Origin of the sequence: Enterobacter sp. RIT418 (assembly GCF_003057745.1) — a bacterium.
Classification (GTDB): Bacteria; Pseudomonadota; Gammaproteobacteria; order Enterobacterales; family Enterobacteriaceae; genus Enterobacter.
Genome location: NZ_QBJD02000011.1, coordinates 53,015 through 72,037 on the forward strand (window position 1 = coordinate 53,015; position 19,023 = coordinate 72,037).

The 19,023-nt window shown below is 58.8% G+C and carries 17 protein-coding genes; 12 read left to right on the plus strand and 5 right to left on the minus strand.

Features of this window, described 5'->3' with window-relative positions:
- Positions 1–25: 25 nt before the first annotated feature.
- Genes yrfG through hslO form a run of 3 tightly spaced genes read left to right on the plus strand, consistent with a single transcriptional unit; the run spans position 26 to position 2,010 of the window.
- Positions 26–709 (plus strand): GMP/IMP nucleotidase, encoded by a 684-nt coding sequence (gene yrfG / locus DBY73_RS14350; RefSeq protein ID WP_112011778.1) that lies wholly within the window; start codon positions 26–28, stop codon positions 707–709.
- Entirely contained in the window at positions 706–1,107 is a 402-nt protein-coding gene (gene hslR, locus DBY73_RS14355) for a ribosome-associated heat shock protein Hsp15 (RefSeq protein WP_112011779.1), read from the plus strand. The genes yrfG and hslR overlap by 4 nt, the downstream gene beginning before the upstream one ends.
- Before the next feature lie 24 nt (positions 1,108–1,131).
- Positions 1,132–2,010 (plus strand): Hsp33 family molecular chaperone HslO, encoded by an 879-nt coding sequence (hslO, locus tag DBY73_RS14360; protein ID WP_112011780.1) that lies wholly within the window; start codon positions 1,132–1,134, stop codon positions 2,008–2,010.
- A gap of 93 nt (positions 2,011–2,103) precedes the next feature.
- On the opposite strand, the gene DBY73_RS14365 is transcribed toward hslO, so the two are convergent.
- On the minus strand, positions 2,104–3,855 hold the full coding sequence (locus DBY73_RS14365; RefSeq protein ID WP_112011781.1) for a DUF4153 domain-containing protein: 1,752 nt from the start codon (positions 3,853–3,855) through the stop codon (positions 2,104–2,106).
- A 376-nt stretch (positions 3,856–4,231) separates the two neighbouring features.
- On the opposite strand from DBY73_RS14365, the gene pckA reads away from it, so the two are divergent.
- On the plus strand, positions 4,232–5,851 hold the full coding sequence (gene pckA, locus DBY73_RS14370; protein WP_112011782.1) for a phosphoenolpyruvate carboxykinase (ATP): 1,620 nt from the start codon (positions 4,232–4,234) through the stop codon (positions 5,849–5,851).
- A 143-nt stretch (positions 5,852–5,994) separates the two neighbouring features.
- Here pckA and envZ read toward each other — a convergent pair whose 3' ends face one another.
- The gene (gene envZ, locus DBY73_RS14375; protein WP_112011783.1) at positions 5,995–7,341 is read right to left on the minus strand and encodes a two-component system sensor histidine kinase EnvZ; all 1,347 of its coding nucleotides are present in this window, start codon (positions 7,339–7,341) and stop codon (positions 5,995–5,997) included.
- Positions 7,338–8,057, minus strand: a complete 720-nt coding sequence (gene ompR / locus DBY73_RS14380) for a two-component system response regulator OmpR (protein WP_001157751.1) — start codon at positions 8,055–8,057, stop codon at positions 7,338–7,340. Before ompR ends, envZ begins: the two co-directional genes overlap by 4 nt.
- Positions 8,058–8,282: 225 nt before the next feature.
- Between ompR and greB the strand changes: the two genes are divergently transcribed.
- The 5 genes from greB (at position 8,283) to feoC (ending at position 14,740) form a co-directional block, all read left to right on the plus strand.
- The gene (greB, locus tag DBY73_RS14385; protein ID WP_112011784.1) at positions 8,283–8,756 is read left to right on the plus strand and encodes a transcription elongation factor GreB; all 474 of its coding nucleotides are present in this window, start codon (positions 8,283–8,285) and stop codon (positions 8,754–8,756) included.
- A gap of 86 nt (positions 8,757–8,842) precedes the next feature.
- Positions 8,843–11,173, plus strand: coding sequence for a Tex family protein (locus tag DBY73_RS14390; RefSeq protein WP_112011785.1), 2,331 nt, complete (start codon positions 8,843–8,845; stop codon positions 11,171–11,173).
- 745 nt (positions 11,174–11,918) lie between these two features.
- On the plus strand, positions 11,919–12,146 hold the full coding sequence (feoA, locus tag DBY73_RS14395) for a ferrous iron transporter A (RefSeq protein ID WP_024907908.1): 228 nt from the start codon (positions 11,919–11,921) through the stop codon (positions 12,144–12,146).
- Between the two features lie 28 nt (positions 12,147–12,174).
- Positions 12,175–14,493: a Fe(2+) transporter permease subunit FeoB gene (feoB, locus tag DBY73_RS14400; protein ID WP_112011786.1), complete on the plus strand. Its 2,319-nt coding sequence runs from the start codon at positions 12,175–12,177 to the stop codon at positions 14,491–14,493.
- Between the two features lie 10 nt (positions 14,494–14,503).
- The gene (gene feoC / locus DBY73_RS14405; protein WP_112011787.1) at positions 14,504–14,740 is read left to right on the plus strand and encodes a [Fe-S]-dependent transcriptional repressor FeoC; all 237 of its coding nucleotides are present in this window, start codon (positions 14,504–14,506) and stop codon (positions 14,738–14,740) included.
- Positions 14,741–14,760: 20 nt separating this feature from the next.
- On the opposite strand, the gene DBY73_RS14410 is transcribed toward feoC, so the two are convergent.
- The gene (locus DBY73_RS14410; protein ID WP_112011854.1) at positions 14,761–15,030 is read right to left on the minus strand and encodes a YdgH/BhsA/McbA-like domain containing protein; all 270 of its coding nucleotides are present in this window, start codon (positions 15,028–15,030) and stop codon (positions 14,761–14,763) included.
- Between the two features lie 111 nt (positions 15,031–15,141).
- Entirely contained in the window at positions 15,142–15,915 is a 774-nt protein-coding gene (bioH, locus tag DBY73_RS14415) for a pimeloyl-ACP methyl ester esterase BioH (protein ID WP_112011788.1), read from the minus strand.
- Between the two features lie 36 nt (positions 15,916–15,951).
- On the opposite strand from bioH, the gene gntX reads away from it, so the two are divergent.
- The 3 genes from gntX (at position 15,952) to gntT (ending at position 18,963) form a co-directional block, all read left to right on the plus strand.
- Positions 15,952–16,635 carry a DNA utilization protein GntX gene (gntX, locus tag DBY73_RS14420; protein ID WP_112011789.1) on the plus strand — a complete coding sequence of 228 codons (684 nt, stop codon included), beginning with the start codon at positions 15,952–15,954 and terminating at the stop codon, positions 16,633–16,635.
- A 61-nt stretch (positions 16,636–16,696) separates the two neighbouring features.
- The gene (gene nfuA / locus DBY73_RS14425) at positions 16,697–17,272 is read left to right on the plus strand and encodes a Fe-S biogenesis protein NfuA (RefSeq protein ID WP_003861601.1); all 576 of its coding nucleotides are present in this window, start codon (positions 16,697–16,699) and stop codon (positions 17,270–17,272) included.
- Between the two features lie 374 nt (positions 17,273–17,646).
- Positions 17,647–18,963, plus strand: a complete 1,317-nt coding sequence (gene gntT / locus DBY73_RS14430) for a gluconate transporter (RefSeq protein WP_112011790.1) — start codon at positions 17,647–17,649, stop codon at positions 18,961–18,963.
- Positions 18,964–19,023: the final 60 nt, after the last annotated feature.

Here is a 19,023-nt window from a genome sequence, read left to right on the forward strand (position 1 = left end):
TTTCATCTGGCTGGAGAGTTTCCCTATGCATTTTGATATCGCCTGGCAGGAGGTCGATACCGTCCTGCTGGATATGGACGGCACGCTGCTCGATCTCGCCTTCGATAACTATTTCTGGCAAAAACTGGTGCCAGAAACCTATGGCGAACGGCAGGGCATCTCCCCGGCAGAAGCGCAGAAATTCATTCGTTCGCAATATAGCGCGGTGCAGCATACGCTAAACTGGTACTGTCTCGACTACTGGAGCGAGAAGCTCGGCCTCGATATTTGTGCCATGACCACCGCCCAGGGGCCGCGCGCCACGCTGCGTGAAGATACGGTTCCGTTCCTGGATGCGCTCAAAGCCAGCGGCAAGCGCCGTATTCTGCTTACTAACGCGCATCCGCATAACCTGGCGGTGAAGCTGGAACATACCGGACTTGCTTCACACCTTGATTTATTACTTTCCACCCACACATTTGGTTATCCGAAAGAAGATCAGCGATTGTGGCACGCGGTGGCGGAAGAGACCGGCCTGCAGCCGGAGCGCACGCTGTTTATTGATGACAGCGAGCCGATTCTGGATTCCGCAGCCCAGTTTGGTATTCGCTATTGCTTAGGCGTGACCAATCCTGATTCTGGCCTGGCTGAAAAAAGCTATTCGCGTCATCCGGGGCTGAACGACTATCGCCGGATGATCCCCTCACTCACCGTGAAGGAGACGCCATGAAGGAAAAACCCGCAGATGGGGTAAGACTGGATAAATGGCTGTGGGCCGCCCGTTTTTATAAAACGCGCGCCCTCGCCCGCGAGATGGTTGACGGCGGGAAAGTGCATTATAACGGCCAGCGCAGCAAACCGAGCAAGCTGGTTGAACTGAATGCCACCCTGACGCTTCGCCAGGGTAACGATGAAAAAACGGTGGTGGTGAAAGCCATCACCGAGCAGCGTCGCCCCGCAACCGAAGCCGTTTTGCTTTATGAAGAGACGGCAGAAAGCATTGAAAAGCGCGAGAAAACCGCGCTGGCGCGCAAAATGAACGCGCTGACGATGCCACACCCGGACCGGCGACCGGATAAGAAAGAGCGCCGCGATCTGATGAAATTTAAACACGGTGAGACCGAGTAACCCTCACCTGCACGAGAGACTATTATGGCCCAACACGACCAATTACACCGCTATCTGTTTGAACAATTTGCCGTTCGCGGCGAGCTGGTCACCGTTTCAGAAACCTGGAAACAGATTCTGGAAAACCACAATTACCCGCTGCCGGTCAAAAACCTGTTGGGCGAACTGCTGGTTGCCACCAGCCTGCTGACCGCCACGCTGAAGTTTGCCGGGGATATTACCGTGCAGCTTCAAGGCGATGGCCCGATGACGCTGGCGGTGATTAATGGTAACAACCAGCAGCAGATGCGCGGCGTCGCTCGCGTTCAGGGCGACGTGCCTGAAAATGCGGACCTGAAAACCCTGGTTGGTAACGGCTATCTGGTCATCACCATTTCGCCGGAAGAAGGCGAGCGCTATCAGGGCGTTGTCGGCCTGGAAGGCGATACCCTGGCGGCCTGCCTGGAAGATTACTTCATGCGCTCTGAACAGCTGCCAACCCGCCTGTTCATCCGCACCGGTGAAGTGGACGGCCAGCCCGCTGCGGGCGGCATGCTGCTGCAGGTTCTGCCAGCCCAGGACGCGCAGACCAACGACTTCGAGCACCTGGCGACGCTGACAGAAACCATCAAAGCGGAAGAGCTGTTCACCCTGTCGGCCACCGACGTGCTGTGGCGTCTGTATCACGAAGAAGAAGTGACGGTTTACGATCCGCAGAACGTTGAGTTCAAGTGCACCTGCTCCCGCGAGCGCTGCGCCGGTGCCCTGAAAACGCTGCCGGACGAAGAGATCGACAGCATCATGGCGGAAGACGGTGAAATCGACATGCACTGCGACTATTGCGGCACGCACTACGTGTTCAATTCGATGGACATCGCTGAGATCCGCAATAACGCCTCTCCGGCGGATCCGCAGGTTCACTAAGCGCTGAGCCCGTTGCCCGGCGGCGCTATGCCTGCGCGGGCCTACGGAGCTTGTAGGCCGGGTAAGCGTTAGCGCCACCCGGCTTAAAAACGGCTAGCGCCACTGCGCGTTGCTGTAGCTGTCGTAGCTCATCCCCACTCGCTCCCCAAAAATCTCGATATCTGCCCACGGCTTCACGACCGGTTTCACTTTCCCCTGCTTCAGCGCGCGGTCAAATTCATCTCGGGTCAGGCTTTCAGGCATTTTCCAGGCATCTCCGGCAATTCTCCAGCCCGTGTTGGTTTGCGTAAAGGCCGTAATGGTGTGGGCGCTGAACTGGTACACCACCGCTTCCGGCCTGCCGTCACCGTTGAGATCCATCGCCATGAGCAGGCAGTTTTTCTGCTCAATGCTGCACGTATCAAACCGATACTGCTCCTTGAGCATGGCCTGCCACAGCGCGTCATCAGGGCGCGGCGTTCCCGGAGCAATCTGAATGACCTTCTCCAGCGTCGGAACCGTCGCGGTGCCTCCGGCGTTTCCGGTAAGCAGCCCGTTAAGCTCGCGCAGGCGTTTAGGGCTGGCGGTGAACTGCGGATCGTTTTGCAGCGCTTTCATCGCCTCTCGTCCCTCGCGCCCGCTGCTGCTGAGCATATACAGGCTCACCTGATCCGCCGTGATGCGTCCCTCCTGATAGCGCGCCATATGGCTGTTGACGCTGATGCGCCACGGATCGAGCACGGGAGTATGGATCAACACCAGAAAGGCGAGCGAGAGAAGCCCTGCCGCGGGAACAATATACCCCTGAAGCTTCTGCGGTTCACGCCGGGTGAATATTACGCTGGCGCAAAAGCCCGCCGCCCATACCAGCGCCACCGCTGTTATCAGCACGCCATAGAGCCGCTCGGGCGACCAGCCGTACTGCGAAATGCGCAGCCATAGCGCCCATCCGGCAAGCAGGGGATACACCGGCGCAATCATGACGGCCAGCTGGATTAGGCCGCGCAGCGGTGCGTAATAGGGCAACGCGCGGCGCTGTGGATGCCAGACGATGGTCACCAGAAAGAGCAGCAGAAGCGCCAGCGTGGTTAACAGGCCAGCCGCGGATATCCGCGCTGAAATGGTGTCGAAGCCGACAAACGGCAGCGCGGCAATGAAGAGCAAGGCCAGCGCCGCCATCAGGGGCAGCAGCCCGGTGGCAATCAGCGTGAGCAGGTTTTGTAAGGCGACGATGAGCCGCCCCTGAACCCGCGCAAGCACCGCCGCGCTCGCGGATACCACGCCAAGCGAAACGGCAATAAACCAGCCGGTATCGAAGAACAGCCGCTCGAAAAAGGGAATACCAATCAGCTTGAACAGCTCGGCCCACAGGAAAAGCACCAGCCAGAACAGGCCATTGGAGACAAAAATCACCATTAGCGTCAGCGCGTTATGCCAGTTCCTGGCGTAAAAATCGCTGTAAAATGACGCTGCCGACGCGGCAGCAAGCCGCCTTTGCAGCCAGGGCAACATGAACAGCGTCATCAGCATCAGATGGAAGCCGAACAGCAGCACCGCGTCCCGGACGTCCCATTTATCCAGACCCGAAACGCGCCATTTCAGCCAGACGCCCATTCCCGCCACGGCGGCACCGATCGCGCCCAGCGCCAGCCACAGCAACGGTTTGCGAAATGTGGTTATGGAAAGCGAGAGCGTGGCCGTCATCACCACGCTAGCAGGCACGACGCACACCAGCCACAGCGTATCGTACGGCAGGCTCGCGTAGTCGATATACCAGCTAATCAGGTAGCAAATTAACCCCTGCGCCGCGCCCGCCAGCACCACGGCGACGCGCGCGGCTGGCGATAACACTTCACTGTTTTCCATCTCTCATCCCTTAATTGCGAAAAGCGTATTGTCTCACCGATGCGGTCGCCCGGCCCCCAGAGCATAATCTGAAAGATTAACGGCAGGAGACGTGAATCGTTTTTAACAGTGTAATCCTTACGTAACTTTCCAACATGTATGCGATTACATTCACATTCCCACGGATAAATTCACCACCCCTTAACCTTTTAAGAACATTTTCCCCAACCAAAAAGCGATTCCTGCGATAATCTGCCCGCCCTGTGACTGGAGTCGCAGCGTTTTCCGTAAGCAAGGGTTTTGTCCAGATACGTAAATCTATGAGCCCCGTCGCGGTTAACAACCACAGAAAAACCCTACAATTTCAGACAGTACATATTGGCTAAGGAGCAGTGATATGCGTGTTACTGGTTTAACCCCGCAAGATCTCAAGGCTTATGGTATTCACGACGTCCAGGAAGTCGTCTACAACCCCGACTACGATACGCTGTATCAGGAAGAGCTTAACCCAGCGCTGGAAGGCTACGAGCGTGGAGTGTTGACGAACCTGGGGGCTATCGCCGTTGACACCGGTATCTTTACCGGCCGTTCGCCTAAGGATAAATACATCGTCCGAGACGACACCACCCGCGATACGCTGTGGTGGGCCGATAAAGGCAAAGGTAAAAACGATAACAAGCCGCTTTCCCCTGAAACCTGGCAGCACCTGAAAGGTCTCGTCACTCACCAACTCTCCGGCAAACGCCTGTTTATTGTCGATGCATTCTGCGGCGCTAACGCCGACACCCGCCTTTCCGTTCGCTTTATTACCGAAGTGGCCTGGCAGGCGCATTTCGTGAAGAACATGTTTATTCGCCCAACCGACGAAGAGCTCCAGGATTTCACCCCGGATTTCATCGTCATGAACGGCGCGAAATGCACGAACCCGCAGTGGAAAGAGCAGGGTCTAAACTCCGAAAACTTTATCGCCTTTAACCTCACCGAGCGCATCCAGCTGATCGGCGGGACCTGGTACGGCGGCGAAATGAAGAAAGGGATGTTCTCGGTGATGAACTACCTGCTGCCGCTGCGCGGTATCGCCTCCATGCACTGCTCGGCGAACGTCGGTGAAAAAGGCGACGTGGCGGTATTCTTCGGCCTGTCCGGCACCGGTAAAACCACCCTCTCCACCGATCCAAAACGCCGCCTGATCGGCGATGACGAGCACGGCTGGGACGACGACGGCGTATTTAACTTTGAAGGCGGCTGCTACGCGAAGACCATTCGCCTGTCTGAAGAGGCCGAGCCGGATATCTTCCACGCCATCCGCCGCGATGCGCTGCTGGAGAATGTCACCGTGCGCGCCGACGGCTCCATCGACTTCGACGACGCCTCGAAAACCGAAAACACCCGCGTCTCTTACCCGATTTACCACATCGACAACATCGTGAAGCCAGTCTCGAAAGCGGGCCACGCCACGAAGGTGATTTTCCTGACGGCAGATGCGTTTGGCGTACTGCCGCCGGTTTCTCGCCTGACGGCCAGCCAGACGCAGTACCACTTCCTCTCGGGCTTTACGGCCAAACTAGCGGGTACCGAGCGCGGCGTAACGGAGCCAACCCCAACCTTCTCCGCCTGCTTCGGCGCGGCGTTCCTGTCGCTGCACCCGACGCAGTACGCAGAAGTGCTGGTGAAGCGCATGCAGGCTTCCGGGGCGCAGGCGTACCTGGTCAACACCGGCTGGAACGGTACGGGCAAACGTATTTCTATCAAGGATACGCGCGCCATCATTGACGCCATTCTGGATGGTTCACTGGATAACGCCGAAACCTTCACCCTACCGATGTTCGATCTGGCGATCCCAACCGAACTGCCGGGCGTGGAGACGCGCATCCTGGATCCGCGCAACACCTACGGCTCCCCGGAGCAGTGGCGTGAGAAAGCGGAATCGCTTGCTAAGCTGTTTATTGAGAACTTCGAGAAGTATACCGATACTCCGGCAGGTGAAGCGCTGGTGAGCGCGGGACCGAAGCTGTAGCCCCTCACCCTAACCCTCTCCCCAAAGGGGAGAGGGGACTGAGCGGTGCGAGCTTTTCCACCTCACTCCTAAGGAATATAGGGCTGCACGGTGCAATCTTTTCACCCTCGCCCCTTTGGGGAGAGGGCCGGGGTGAGGGGAAATTAACCCTCTTTCACCTGCCCCCGCGTGACCGGCACCGGCAACCACGCGCGAATGCACAGCCCGCCACGCTCGCTGGTGCCAATCTCCAGCAGCCCGTTATGGTTATCAACAATACGCTGCACAATCGCCAGGCCTAATCCGGTACCGCTGGTGCTGCGCGCGCTGTCGCCGCGCACAAACGGCTGGAACAGATGTTTACGCTGCTCAGGCTTAATGCCCGGACCATCGTCTTCCACCTGGAACCACGCGCGGTTAAGTTCTGAACCGCTGCTGACCTTGATCCAGCCGTTGCCGTAGCGCGCCGCGTTGACCACCATGTTCGCCAGCGCGCGCTTGATCGAGAGAGGATGCATACGCACCTGGATCTCGCCCGCCTGAAGGTCGGTATCAATTTCGCGTTCGTAGCCGCTCTCCGCCGCCACCACTTCGCCGAGCACCGAGTTCAGGTCGGCCATCTCCATCGGCATCTCCTGCCCGGTGCGCAGGTAGTCGATGAACTGTTCGATGATGGCGTTACACTCTTCGATGTCCTTGTTGATAGACTCCGCGAGATAGCCATCCTGCTCGCCCATCATTTCCGTCGCCAGGCGAATACGCGTGAGCGGCGTACGCAGGTCGTGGCTTACGCCCGCCATCAGCAGCGTACGGTCATCCGCCAGCTGCTTCACGCCTGCCGCCATATGGTTGAAGGCGCGCGTCACCGAACGCACTTCAGATGCACCGTACTCGCGCAGCGGCGGAGGAATAATCCCTTTACCGACCTGCAGCGCGGCGTGCTCCAGGTCGACCAGCGGTCGGTTCTGGATGCGGATAAACAGCCACGCGCCCCCTATCGCCAGCAGCATAATGGCCAGGGTATAGCGGAACAGCGGCGAGAAGTCGCCCTGATGGATTTCCGTCAGCGGGACGCGCACCCAGATGTTGGGCGACAGCCAGGTTTTCAGCCAGACGACCGGCGAGCTTTTGTTGACCTCAACGCGCACTTCCGTTGGGCCACCGAGCTGCTGCGCCATCTGCTGGCTGAGAAATTCGTAGTGCTGCGCCCAGCGCAGGCCCGCGTCCTCCGCCGCTTCGTTCGAGTAGAGCGAAATGCCCAGCTCGCGGTAGATTTCGCGGCGGAATGCAGGCGGAACGACGAGCTGCGTGCCGTCCTCCAGCTGCAGTTTGTCGGTCATCAGCATACGCACTTCGTACGCGAGGACTTTATTAAACTGCTGGAGGCTCGGCAGGATTGCAAAGTTCAGCACCACCAGATAGGTCGTCACCAGGCTGACGAACAGCAGGGTGACGATCAACAGTAAGGTTCGGGCAAATGAGCTTCGCGGCGAGAAGCGCATTCGCCTCATGCTTTAGAACCGTCCGGTACGAATACGTAGCCCAGGCCCCAAACGGTCTGGATATAGCGAGGATGCGCCGGGTCTTCTTCCACCATGCGGCGCAGGCGAGAAATTTGCACATCGATGGAGCGCTCCATCGCGGAGTATTCGCGACCGCGCGCCAGGTTCATCAGCTTGTCGCGGGAGAGCGGCTCGCGCGGATGGCTGACCAGCGCTTTCAGGACGGCAAACTCACCGCTGGTAAGCGGCATTGGCTCATCTTCGCGGAACATTTCGCGCGTGCCGAGGTTCAGCTTGAACTTCCCGAAGGCGATAACCGCTTCTTCCTGCGACGGCGCGCCCGGCAGCTCGTTCGCCTGACGGCGCAGCACGGCACGAATACGCGCCAGCAGCTCGCGCGGGTTAAACGGTTTAGGAATGTAATCATCCGCGCCGATTTCGAGGCCCACGATGCGGTCAACCTCTTCCCCCTTCGCCGTGACCATGATGATCGGCATTGGGTTGCTTTGGCTGCGCAGGCGGCGGCAGATAGAGAGACCATCTTCGCCCGGCAGCATCAGGTCGAGTACCATCAGATGGAACGATTCACGGGTCAGCAGGCGGTCCATCTGCTCGGCGTTTGCGACGCTACGAACCTGGAAGCCCTGCTCGGTCAGATAACGTTCGAGGAGCGCACGCAGGCGCATGTCGTCATCTACGACCAGAATTTTGTAGTTCTCTTGCATTGTGTGTACTCCCAAAGGTTCGGATAGTCTTATAACAGCGTATTCTAAAAAAGTGCACGTGTTCGACCAGCTAATTCTGGTATAAATTCTAGTCGAAATTGTTACAAAGCATATTTAACAGCAGCTTATCTGCACATTTCATCACACAAATCATTATTAATCCTGTCTGTATAGCGATGTGGTACGTATTGTGCGCACAGACGGTCATGAGTATTAAGGCAACGTATGAAAACGCCCCTTATCACCCGCGAAGGGTACGAAAAGCTCAAAAAAGAGATGGATTTCCTGTGGCGCGAAGAGCGCCCTGAAGTCACCAAAAAAGTGACCTGGGCGGCAAGCCTGGGCGATCGCAGCGAAAACGCCGACTATCAGTACAACAAAAAGCGTCTGCGCGAGATCGACCGGCGGGTGCGCTATCTCACGAAATGCCTTGAGCGCCTTAAAATCGTCGATTACTCCCCGCAGCAGGAGGGAAAGGTGTTCTTTGGCGCGTGGGTAGAAATTGAAAACGACGACGGCGACATCAAGCGCTTTCGCATCGTTGGCTATGATGAAATTTTTGGTCGTAAGGATTACATCTCTATCGACTCGCCGATGGCCCGCGCCCTGCTTAAAAAGGAAGTGGGCGATTTGGCGGTCGTACAGACGCCTGGCGGTGAAGCCAGCTGGTACGTGAACGAAATCGAGTACGTAAAATAGTCTGAGAGCACCCTCCGTGGCTGGCATTTTGCCGTGCCAGCCCGTATAACTATCCCCTGATTTTTGACCCAACAGATGATAAAGCCATGATGAAAGATTCGCTCTGCCGCATTATTGCGGGTGAACTTCAGGCCAGAGCCGAACAGGTAGAAGCTGCCGTTCGCCTGCTTGATGAAGGGAACACCGTGCCGTTTATTGCACGCTATCGTAAGGAAGTCACCGGCGGTCTGGATGACACGCAGCTGCGTAACCTGGAAACCCGCCTGGGCTACCTGCGCGAGCTGGAAGACCGACGTCAGGCGATCCTCAAATCCATCGGCGAACAGGGCAAGCTGACCGCCGATCTGGAAAAGGCCATCAACGGCACCCTGAGCAAAACCGAACTCGAAGATCTCTATCTGCCGTACAAGCCGAAGCGCCGCACGCGCGGACAAATTGCGATTGAAGCGGGCCTGGAGCCGCTGGCCGATCTCCTGTGGAACGAGCCGTCCCACGATCCTGAAACCGAAGCGGCGAAATACATCGACGCCGACAAAGGCGTTGCGGACACCAAGGCCGCGCTCGACGGCGCGCGCTATATCCTGATGGAGCGCTTCGCTGAAGACGCCGCCCTGCTCGCTAAAGTGCGTGATTACCTCTGGAAGAACGCCCACATCGTCTCCACCGTGGTCGCAGGTAAAGAGGACGAAGGCGCGAAGTTCCGCGACTATTTCGACCACCACGAACCGATTTCAACTACCCCCTCCCACCGCGCGCTGGCGATGTTCCGCGGGCGCAACGAAGGCGTGCTTCAGCTCTCCCTCAACGCCGACCCGCAGTTTGACGAGCCGCCGAAAGAGAGCCACTGCGAGCAGATTATTATCGACCACCTCGGCCTGCGCCTGAACAACGCCCCGGCGGACAGCTGGCGCAAAGGCGTGGTGAGCTGGACCTGGCGCATTAAGGTGCTGATGCACCTGGAAACCGAGCTGATGGGCACCGTGCGCGAGCGCGCCGAAGATGAAGCGATCAACGTCTTTGCCCGCAACCTGCACGACCTGCTGATGGCAGCCCCTGCCGGCCTGCGCGCAACGATGGGCCTCGATCCGGGCCTGCGTACCGGCGTGAAGGTGGCGGTGGTTGACGGCACCGGCAAGCTGGTGGCGACCGACACCATTTATCCGCATACCGGCCAGGCCGCGAAAGCGGCAACGGTGGTTGCGGCCCTGTGCGAAAAATACAACGTCGAGCTGGTGGCGATCGGTAACGGCACGGCGTCCCGCGAAACCGAGCGTTTCTACCTCGACGTACAGAAGCAGTTCCCGAAAGTGACGGCGCAGAAGGTGATCGTCAGCGAAGCGGGCGCGTCGGTCTATTCCGCGTCCGAACTGGCGGCGCAGGAGTTCCCGGACCTGGACGTTTCATTGCGCGGCGCGGTCTCCATCGCCCGTCGCCTGCAGGATCCGCTGGCGGAGCTGGTGAAGATTGATCCGAAATCCATCGGCGTGGGCCAGTATCAGCACGACGTGAGCCAGACGCAGCTGGCGCGCAAGCTGGACGCGGTGGTGGAAGACTGCGTAAACGCCGTGGGCGTTGACCTGAACACCGCGTCGGTTCCGCTGCTGACCCGCGTGGCGGGCCTGACCCGCATGATGGCGCAGAACATCGTCGCCTGGCGCGATGAGAACGGCCAGTTCCAGAACCGCCAGCAGCTGCTGAAGGTGAGCCGTCTGGGGCCAAAAGCCTTTGAGCAGTGCGCGGGCTTCCTGCGCATCAACCACGGCGATAACCCGCTGGATGCGTCTACCGTTCACCCGGAAGCCTATCCGGTCGTGGAGCGCATTCTGGCCGCCACCCAGCAGGCGCTGAAGGACCTGATGGGCGACAGCAGCGCGCTGCGCAACCTGAAGGCGGTCGATTTCACCGACGAGAAATTCGGCGTGCCAACGGTTTCTGACATCATTAAAGAGCTGGAAAAACCGGGCCGCGATCCGCGCCCTGAGTTTAAAACCGCCACCTTCGCCGACGGCGTTGAGACGATGAACGACCTCCTGCCCGGCATGGTGCTGGAGGGCGCGGTGACTAACGTCACTAACTTCGGCGCGTTTGTGGATATCGGCGTGCATCAGGATGGCCTGGTGCATATCTCTTCCCTGGCCGACAAGTTCGTTGAAGACCCGCACACCGTGGTCAAAGCGGGCGACATCGTGAAGGTGAAAGTGCTGGAAGTGGATTTGCAGCGCAAGCGTATCGCCCTGACCATGCGTCTGGACGAGCAGCCTGGCGAAACCAACGCCCGTCGCGGCAGCGGCGGCGGTGCGCGCGAGCAGCAGCGTCCGGCAGCCAAAGCGGCAAAACCGCGCGGACGCGACGCACAGCCTGCGGGCAACAGCGCGATGATGGATGCGCTGGCGGCGGCGATGGGTAAAAAACGCTAAACCCTCACCCTAACCCTCTCCCTAGAAGGGAGAGGGAACTGCACGGTGCGGTCTTTCCCCCCTCGCCCCTTTGGGGAGAGGGACTGCACGGTGCGGTCTTTCCCCCCTCGCCCCTTTGGGGAGAGGGACTGCACGGTGCGGTCTTTTCCCCCTCGCCCCTTTGGGGAGAGGGAACTGCACGGTGCGGTCTTTTCCCCCCTCGCCCCTTTGGGGAGAGGGACTGCACGGTGCGGTCTTTTCCCCCTCGACCCTTTGGGGAGAGGGACTGCACGGTGCGGTCTTTTCCCCCTCGACCCTTTGGGGAGAGGGACTGCACGGTGCGGTCTTTTCCCCCTCGCCCCTTTGGGGAGAGGGACTGCACGGTGCGGTCTTTCCCCCCTCGCCCCTTTGGGCAGAGGGACTGCACGGTGCGGTCTTTCCCCCCTCGCCCCTTTGGGGAGAGGGAACTACACGGTGCGGTCTTTCTCCCCCTCGCCCCTTTGGGGAGAGGGTCGGGGTGAGGGGAAATAGGGCAATAATATCTGAAACCGATTGCACATCCTTATTTAAACCACGAATTATCACCCCGTTAACAAATACTCTCCTTTTCGTTTTCCCGGCACGTCGGCAAATATTGAGCAAGGTCAAACAGTCCGTAAATTAATACCGCCAACAACATTCCGTCACAGTTTTAATATTGCTGATAAAAACTATTCTCATTATCATCGCAGTGTAGATTATTTAACCTCTCGTGAAAGTAGGCGCTATGCAATTCACTCCAGACAGTGCATGGAAAATTATCGGTTTCACCCGTGAAATTAGCCCGGCCTATCGGCAAAAGCTGCTCTCGCTGGGCATGCTGCCCGGCTCGTCGTTCCAGGTCGTGCGCGTGGCGCCGCTGGGCGATCCGGTGCATATCGAAACCCGACGGGTAAATTTGGTTTTACGTAAGAAAGACCTCGCCTTAATTGAAGTTGAAGCGTTATCCCGATAACAGCCAGCGGTTCAGTGAGTCTAAAACAATGAAAAAATTAACTATTGGCTTAATTGGCAATCCTAATTCCGGCAAGACAACCCTATTTAACCAGCTTACGGGCGCGCGCCAGCGCGTCGGTAACTGGGCAGGCGTAACGGTTGAACGCAAAGAAGGCCAGTTCTCCACGACGGACAATCAGGTCACCCTGGTTGACCTGCCCGGCACCTATTCGTTAACCACCATTTCGTCGCAAACGTCGCTCGATGAGCAAATCGCCTGCCACTATATTCTGAGCGGCGATGCCGATTTACTCATTAACGTCGTCGATGCCTCTAACCTTGAGCGCAACCTTTACCTGACGCTGCAGCTGCTGGAGCTGGGCATCCCGTGCATCGTGGCGCTCAACATGCTCGATATCGCGGAAAAGCAGAAGCTGCGCATTGACGTGGATGCCCTCTCCGCGCGTCTGGGCTGTCCCGTCGTGCCGCTGGTCTCTACCCGCGCGCGCGGCATCGACGCCCTGAAGCTGGCGATTGACCGCCACGCGGGCAATGATAACGTCGAGCTGGTGCATTACGCCCAGCCGCTGCTGCGCGAAGCCAATTTGCTGGCGCAGGAGATGGACAAAAGCATGCCTGCGAAACAGCGCCTGTGGCTTGGCCTGCAGATGCTGGAAGGAGATATCTACAGCCGCGCCTATGCGGGCGAGGCGGCGGATAAGCTTGATATCTCCCTGGCACACCTGAAGGACGAACTCGACGATCCCGCCCTGCATATTGCCGATGCGCGCTACCAGGCTATCGCCGCCACCTGCGAAGTGGTCAGTAACGCCCTAACGGCAGAGCCAAGCCGCTTTACCGCCGCCGTCGATAAAATCGTGCTCAACCGCTTCCTCGGCCTGCCGGTCTTTCTGCTGGTGATGTACGTGATGTTCCTGCTCGCCATTAACATCGGCGGCGCGCTCCAGCCCATTTTCGACGCGGGCTCGGTTGCCCTCTTCGTTCACGGCATTCAGTGGCTGGGCTACACCCTGCACTTCCCGGAGTGGCTGACGATTTTCCTCGCGCAGGGCCTAGGCGGCGGTATCAATACCGTGCTTCCGCTGGTGCCGCAGATTGGCATGATGTACCTGTTCCTCTCCTTCCTTGAGGACTCCGGCTACATGGCGCGCGCCGCGTTCGTGATGGACCGTCTGATGCAGGCGCTGGGCCTGCCGGGTAAATCGTTCGTGCCGCTGATCGTCGGCTTCGGCTGTAACGTGCCGTCGGTGATGGGCGCGCGCACGCTCGACGCGCCGCGCGAACGCCTGATGACCATCATGATGGCGCCGTTTATGTCCTGCGGCGCGCGTCTTGCGATCTTCGCCGTCTTTGCCGCGGCCTTCTTCGGCCAAAACGGCGCGCTGGCGGTCTTCTCGCTGTACGTGCTCGGCATCGTCATGGCAATCCTGACCGGCCTGATGCTGAAGCACACCATCATGCGCGGCGAAGCGTCCCCGTTCGTGATGGAGCTGCCGGTTTACCACGTTCCGCACCTGAAAAGCCTGATTATCCAGACCTGGCAGCGCCTGAAAGGCTTCGTGCTGCGCGCGGGTAAGGTGATTGTTATCGTGAGCATCTTCCTGAGCGCGCTGAACAGCTTCACGCTGAGCGGCCAGGCGGCGGATAACATTAACGATTCCGCCCTCGCCTCCGTCAGCCGCCTCATCACCCCAATCTTCAAGCCGATCGGCGTGCATGAGGATAACTGGCAGGCGACCGTGGGCCTGTTCACCGGCGCGATGGCAAAAGAGGTGGTCGTCGGCACGCTGAACACGCTCTACACCGCCGAAAACATTCAGGAAGCGGAATTTAACCCGGCGGAGTTTAGCCTCGGCGACGAGCTGCTCGGTGCGGTGGAAGAGACCTGGCAAAGCCTGAAGGACACCTTCAGCCTGAGCGTGCTGGCGAACCCGATCGAAGCCAGCAAAGGCGACGGCGAAATGGCAACGGGCGCGATGGGCGTCATGGGCGAGAAGTTTGGCAGCGCGTCTGCGGCCTACAGCTATCTGATTTTTGTTCTGCTCTACATTCCGTGCATCTCGGTGATGGGGGCCATTGCGCGTGAATCGAGCCGCGGCTGGATGGGCTTCTCTATCCTGTGGGGTCTGAACATTGCGTACTCGCTGGCCACGGTCTTCTACCAGACGGTCAACTTCAGCCAGCACCCGCGCTACAGCCTGGTTTGCATTCTGGCGGTGCTGCTGTTCAACGTTGTGGTCATCGGCCTGCTGCGCCGGGCGCGCAGCCGCGTGAACGTCAACCTGCTTGCCACCCGCAAGACGCCGACGAGCTGCTGCAGCAGCCCGGCGGGCGATTGCCACTAAGGCGGCAAGAATGGCATCGTTGATTCAGGTTCGCGATCTGCTGGCGCTGCAGGGGCGTATGGAGGCTAACCAGATTAGCGTCGCGCTTAGCACGCCGCAGCCGATGATCGATGCCATGCTCGAAAGGCTGGAGGCCATGGGTAAGGCCATCCGGATCCAGGAGGATGCGCGCGGCTGTTTATCAGGAAGCTGTAAAAGCTGCCCGGAAGGCAAGGCGTGCATTCGGGAGTGGTGGGCGCTGCGCTAGCGCAGCGCCGTTGGGCATACTTACTTGTAGACGACCGCCGTGGCATGCACGTTTTTGGTGTCTTTCTGCGCGCTGGTGACCACGAAATATTTTCCGCCCAGCTCATCCGCTTTTTTCGACAGTTCTTTTTTCGCGTCCATCGGCGCGGTGGTATCCGAGGTGGTGATCTCGCCCACTTTGGTGAGATTCATCTCTTTCACCTTATCTTTTTCCAGCTCCTGCGCAGCCATAACGCCGAAGGACAGTGACCCAATAACCAGAGACGTAACAATACCAGTAACAAGTTTCATAGACATGACTCTCCTTAGATTGTTGTTTTGATCATCGTCGGCGAAACAACCGCAGCGACACGTTGAGTATTGTTGCCGCGGGTGACTTTTGCCAGGTGGAGCAGAAAACAATCAGCGCAAGCGTTGACGTAGCGCAATCAGCGCCGCGCAAAACTCAGCGGGATGGGAGATAAACGGCGCATGCGCCGCTTTGGCAATGACCAGTGATTCGCTTTCCGGCCAGCGCGCGTCAAGCAGCGGCACAACCTTGCGCGGCACCAGCCCGTCGAGATAGCCGTAAATGCGCAGGTGCGGCATCGCCAGCGACGCAAGCGGCTCGCGCAGATCGACCGTCTTCAGCATGTCCAGGCCGCCGTTCAGCGCGTCTACTCCCGGCATCGGCAGCGAAAGAACCGTGTTTTTCAGCGCGCGAGCGTCCTGCCGCGCCGTCTCGGTGCCGAGGGTTTGCAGGGCAAGGAAGCGCTCAACGGTGCGCTGGAAGTTCTCGCTCAGCTGCTGCTGGAACCCGGACAGCACCTCCGGCTTGATGCCCGGCCACGCCTCTCTGGCGCTGAAGCACGGCGACGACGCGACCGTGACCAGCGCCTCTACGCGCTCAGGGTGCGTCAGGGCAATCTTGCTTGCAACCAGCCCGCCCAGGCTCCAGCCGAGCCAGATGGCCTTTTGCGGCGCGGCGTCCAGCACGATATCCGCCATCGCTTCCAGCGACATCGCGCCGAAATCCCGGCTGCGGCCATACCCCGGCAGGTCCACCAGATGCAGCGTAAAATGCGAGGACAGTTCCTCCGTTACGCAACGCCACACCTCCGCATTCAGTCCCCATCCGTGCAGCAGCACAAGATGGCAATTTCCCGTTCCAACGGTCTGCCACCACAGCGTTTTCATAAGCTATTGTTCTCTTTTTTTACAGGGAGGTTGACCATGCTAACAGCGCCCGGCCTGTGCTGGCTATGTCGAATGCCGCTCGCGCTCAGCGGGTGGGGGATCTGCTCCGTCTGCACGCGCGCGCAGAGCGGGCGCCTCTGCGGCTGCCCGCAGTGCGGTTTACCGGCCGTGAGCCAGACGGTCTCCTGCGGCCGTTGCCTGCGGAAATCTCCGCCGTGGCACGCGCTGGTCGCCGTGGATGATTACGTCCTGCCGCTGAGCAGGCTAATACACCGGCTTAAGTTCTCTCACCAGAGCAGCCTGGCGCCGCCGCTGGCTCGCCTCATGCTGCTCGCCGTTTTGCAGGCGCGGCGAACGCGCGCCCTGCCGCGGGTCGATTTGATCGTCAACGTGCCGCTTTATCACCGCCGCCACTGGCGGCGAGGCTACAACCAAAGCGATTTACTTTGTCGTCCGCTTGCCCGCTGGCTGGGCTGTCGCTACGAGGCGGCCGCGATCGCGCGCCTGCGCGCCACCGCGATACAGCATCAGCTCACCGCACGCCAGCGCAAAAGAAACCTGAAAAACGCCTTTCGTCTTGAATTACCGGTTAACGGGCTCCATATCGCGATTGTGGATGATGTCGTCACCACGGGCAGCACCGTTGCCGAGCTTTCACGGCTGCTTTTGCAAAGCGGCGCCGCGTCGGTTCAGGTATGGTGTCTGTGCCGTACCTTGTAGCCCTTCTTCAATGGGCGTATGATTATACCCAGGTAATTTAGTCAACTATTAGGCCAAAGCTATGATCCGTATTTCCGATTCTGCACAAGCGCACTTTGCCAAACTGCTGGCAAATCAGGAAGAAGGGACGCAGATCCGCGTGTTTGTGATCAATCCAGGCACTCCGAATGCAGAATGTGGTGTCTCTTACTGCCCTCCGGACGCGGTAGAAGCCACCGATACAGCCCTTAAATTTGAACAGCTCACCGCCTATGTTGATGAGCTGAGCGCGCCGTATCTTGAAGATGCGGAGATTGACTTCGTCACCGATCAGCTCGGCTCCCAGCTGACGCTGAAGGCGCCAAACGCGAAAATGCGTAAAGTCTCTGACGATGCCCCGCTGATGGAGCGCGTTGAGTACCTGCTGCAATCGCAGATCAACCCGCAGCTGGCGGGCCACGGCGGTCGGGTTTCCCTGATGGAAATCACCGAAGACGGTCTGGCGATCCTGCAGTTCGGCGGCGGCTGTAACGGCTGCTCCATGGTCGACGTAACGCTGAAAGAAGGGATCGAAAAGCAGCTGCTGAACGAGTTCCCGGAGCTGAAAGGCGTGCGCGATCTGACCGAGCACCAGCGCGGCGAACACTCCTACTACTAAGCCGTCTGCCTTTTCCCGGTGGCGCTGCGCTTACCGGGCCTGCAAAAGCAGTGTGGTTTGATGACCTCTCCCACAGGGAGAGGGAACAAGCACTATAAAACGGCAACGCACGTTGCCGTTTTGCGTTTACCTCCCCTCCATATATTGACCTGCGTCTCATAATTCAAATTTAGCCTCCTTAGGTGATTCTCAATCCCGTGATGTTACCCGTATCATTCGCGTGGGCACTCAACGCCTTCATAACAGCCGACTAAACTTATCCGTTTACAAGGCAACAGTCTGAGTGCCGTTATCGCTCTGTTCCCAGTTGGGACAACCGGACATTGTCGTCGAAACACAGACGTTACCCATAACAATTAAAGGCCAGGTAAATCATGCCATTAGTCATCGTCGCTATCGGTGTTGTGTTATTACTGCTCTTGATGATCCGCTTCAAGATGAACGGATTTATCGCTCTGGTTCTGGTGGCGCTTGCAGTCGGTCTGATGCAAGGCATGCCGCTGGTAAAAGTTATTAGCTCGATTAAAGCGGGCGTCGGCGGCACCCTCGGCAGCCTCGCCCTTATCATGGGCTTTGGCGCCATGCTCGGCAAAATGCTGGCGGACTGCGGTGGCGCACAGCGCATTGCCACCACGCTGATCGATAAATTCGGCAAGCAGCACATTCAGTGGGCCGTCGTGTTAACCGGCTTCACCGTCGGTTTTGCGCTGTTCTATGAAGTCGGCTTCGTGCTGATGCTGCCGCTGGTCTTCACCATCGCCGCGGCGGCAAATATCCCGCTGCTGTTCGTCGGCGTGCCGATGGCGGCGGCGCTGTCCGTGACCCACGGCTTCCTGCCTCCGCACCCGGGCCCAACCGCCATTGCGACCATTTTCCACGCCGATATGGGTAAAACCCTGCTGTTCGGTACCATTCTGGCGATCCCAACCGTGATTCTGGCAGGCCCGGTATACGCACGCTTCCTGAAAGGCATTGATAAGCCAATCCCGGAAGGCCTGTACAGCGCGAAAACCTTTACTGAAGAAGAGATGCCTGGCTTCGGCGTCAGCGTCTGGACCTCGCTGGTGCCGGTTATTCTGATGGCGATGCGCGCCGTAGCGGAGATGATCCTGCCAAAAGGCCACGCGTTCCTGGCCGTGGCGGAATTCCTCGGCGACCCGGTCATGGCAACGCTGATTGCGGTACTGATCGCGATGTTCACCTTCGGTCTTAACCGCGGTCGTTCAATGGATCAGATCAACGACACGCTGACCTCTTCCATCAAAATCATCGCCATGATGCTGCTGATCATCGGCGGCGGCGGCGCGTTCAAGCAGGTGCTGGTCGACAGCGGCGTGGACAAATACATCGCGGCCATGATGCATGAAACCAACGTGTCCCCGCTGCTGATGGCGTGGTCTATCGCTGCGGTTCTGCGCATCGCGCTCGGCTCTGCAACCGTTGCGGCAATCACCGCCGGTGGTATCGTTGCGCCGCTGATTGCAACCACGGGCGTGAGCCCTGAGCTGATGGTTATCGCGGTCGGTTCCGGTAGCGTGATTTTCTCTCACGTTAACGATCCGGGCTTCTGGCTGTTCAAGGAGTACTTCAACCTGACCATCGGTGAAACCATCAAGTCCTGGTCCGCGCTGGAAACCATCATTTCGGTGTGCGGCCTGGTCGGGGTGCTGCTGTTGAATATGGTGATTTGATGCCCCTCACCCTAACCCTCTCCCCATAGGGGAGAGGGAACCGATCGCGCCCCTCGCCCT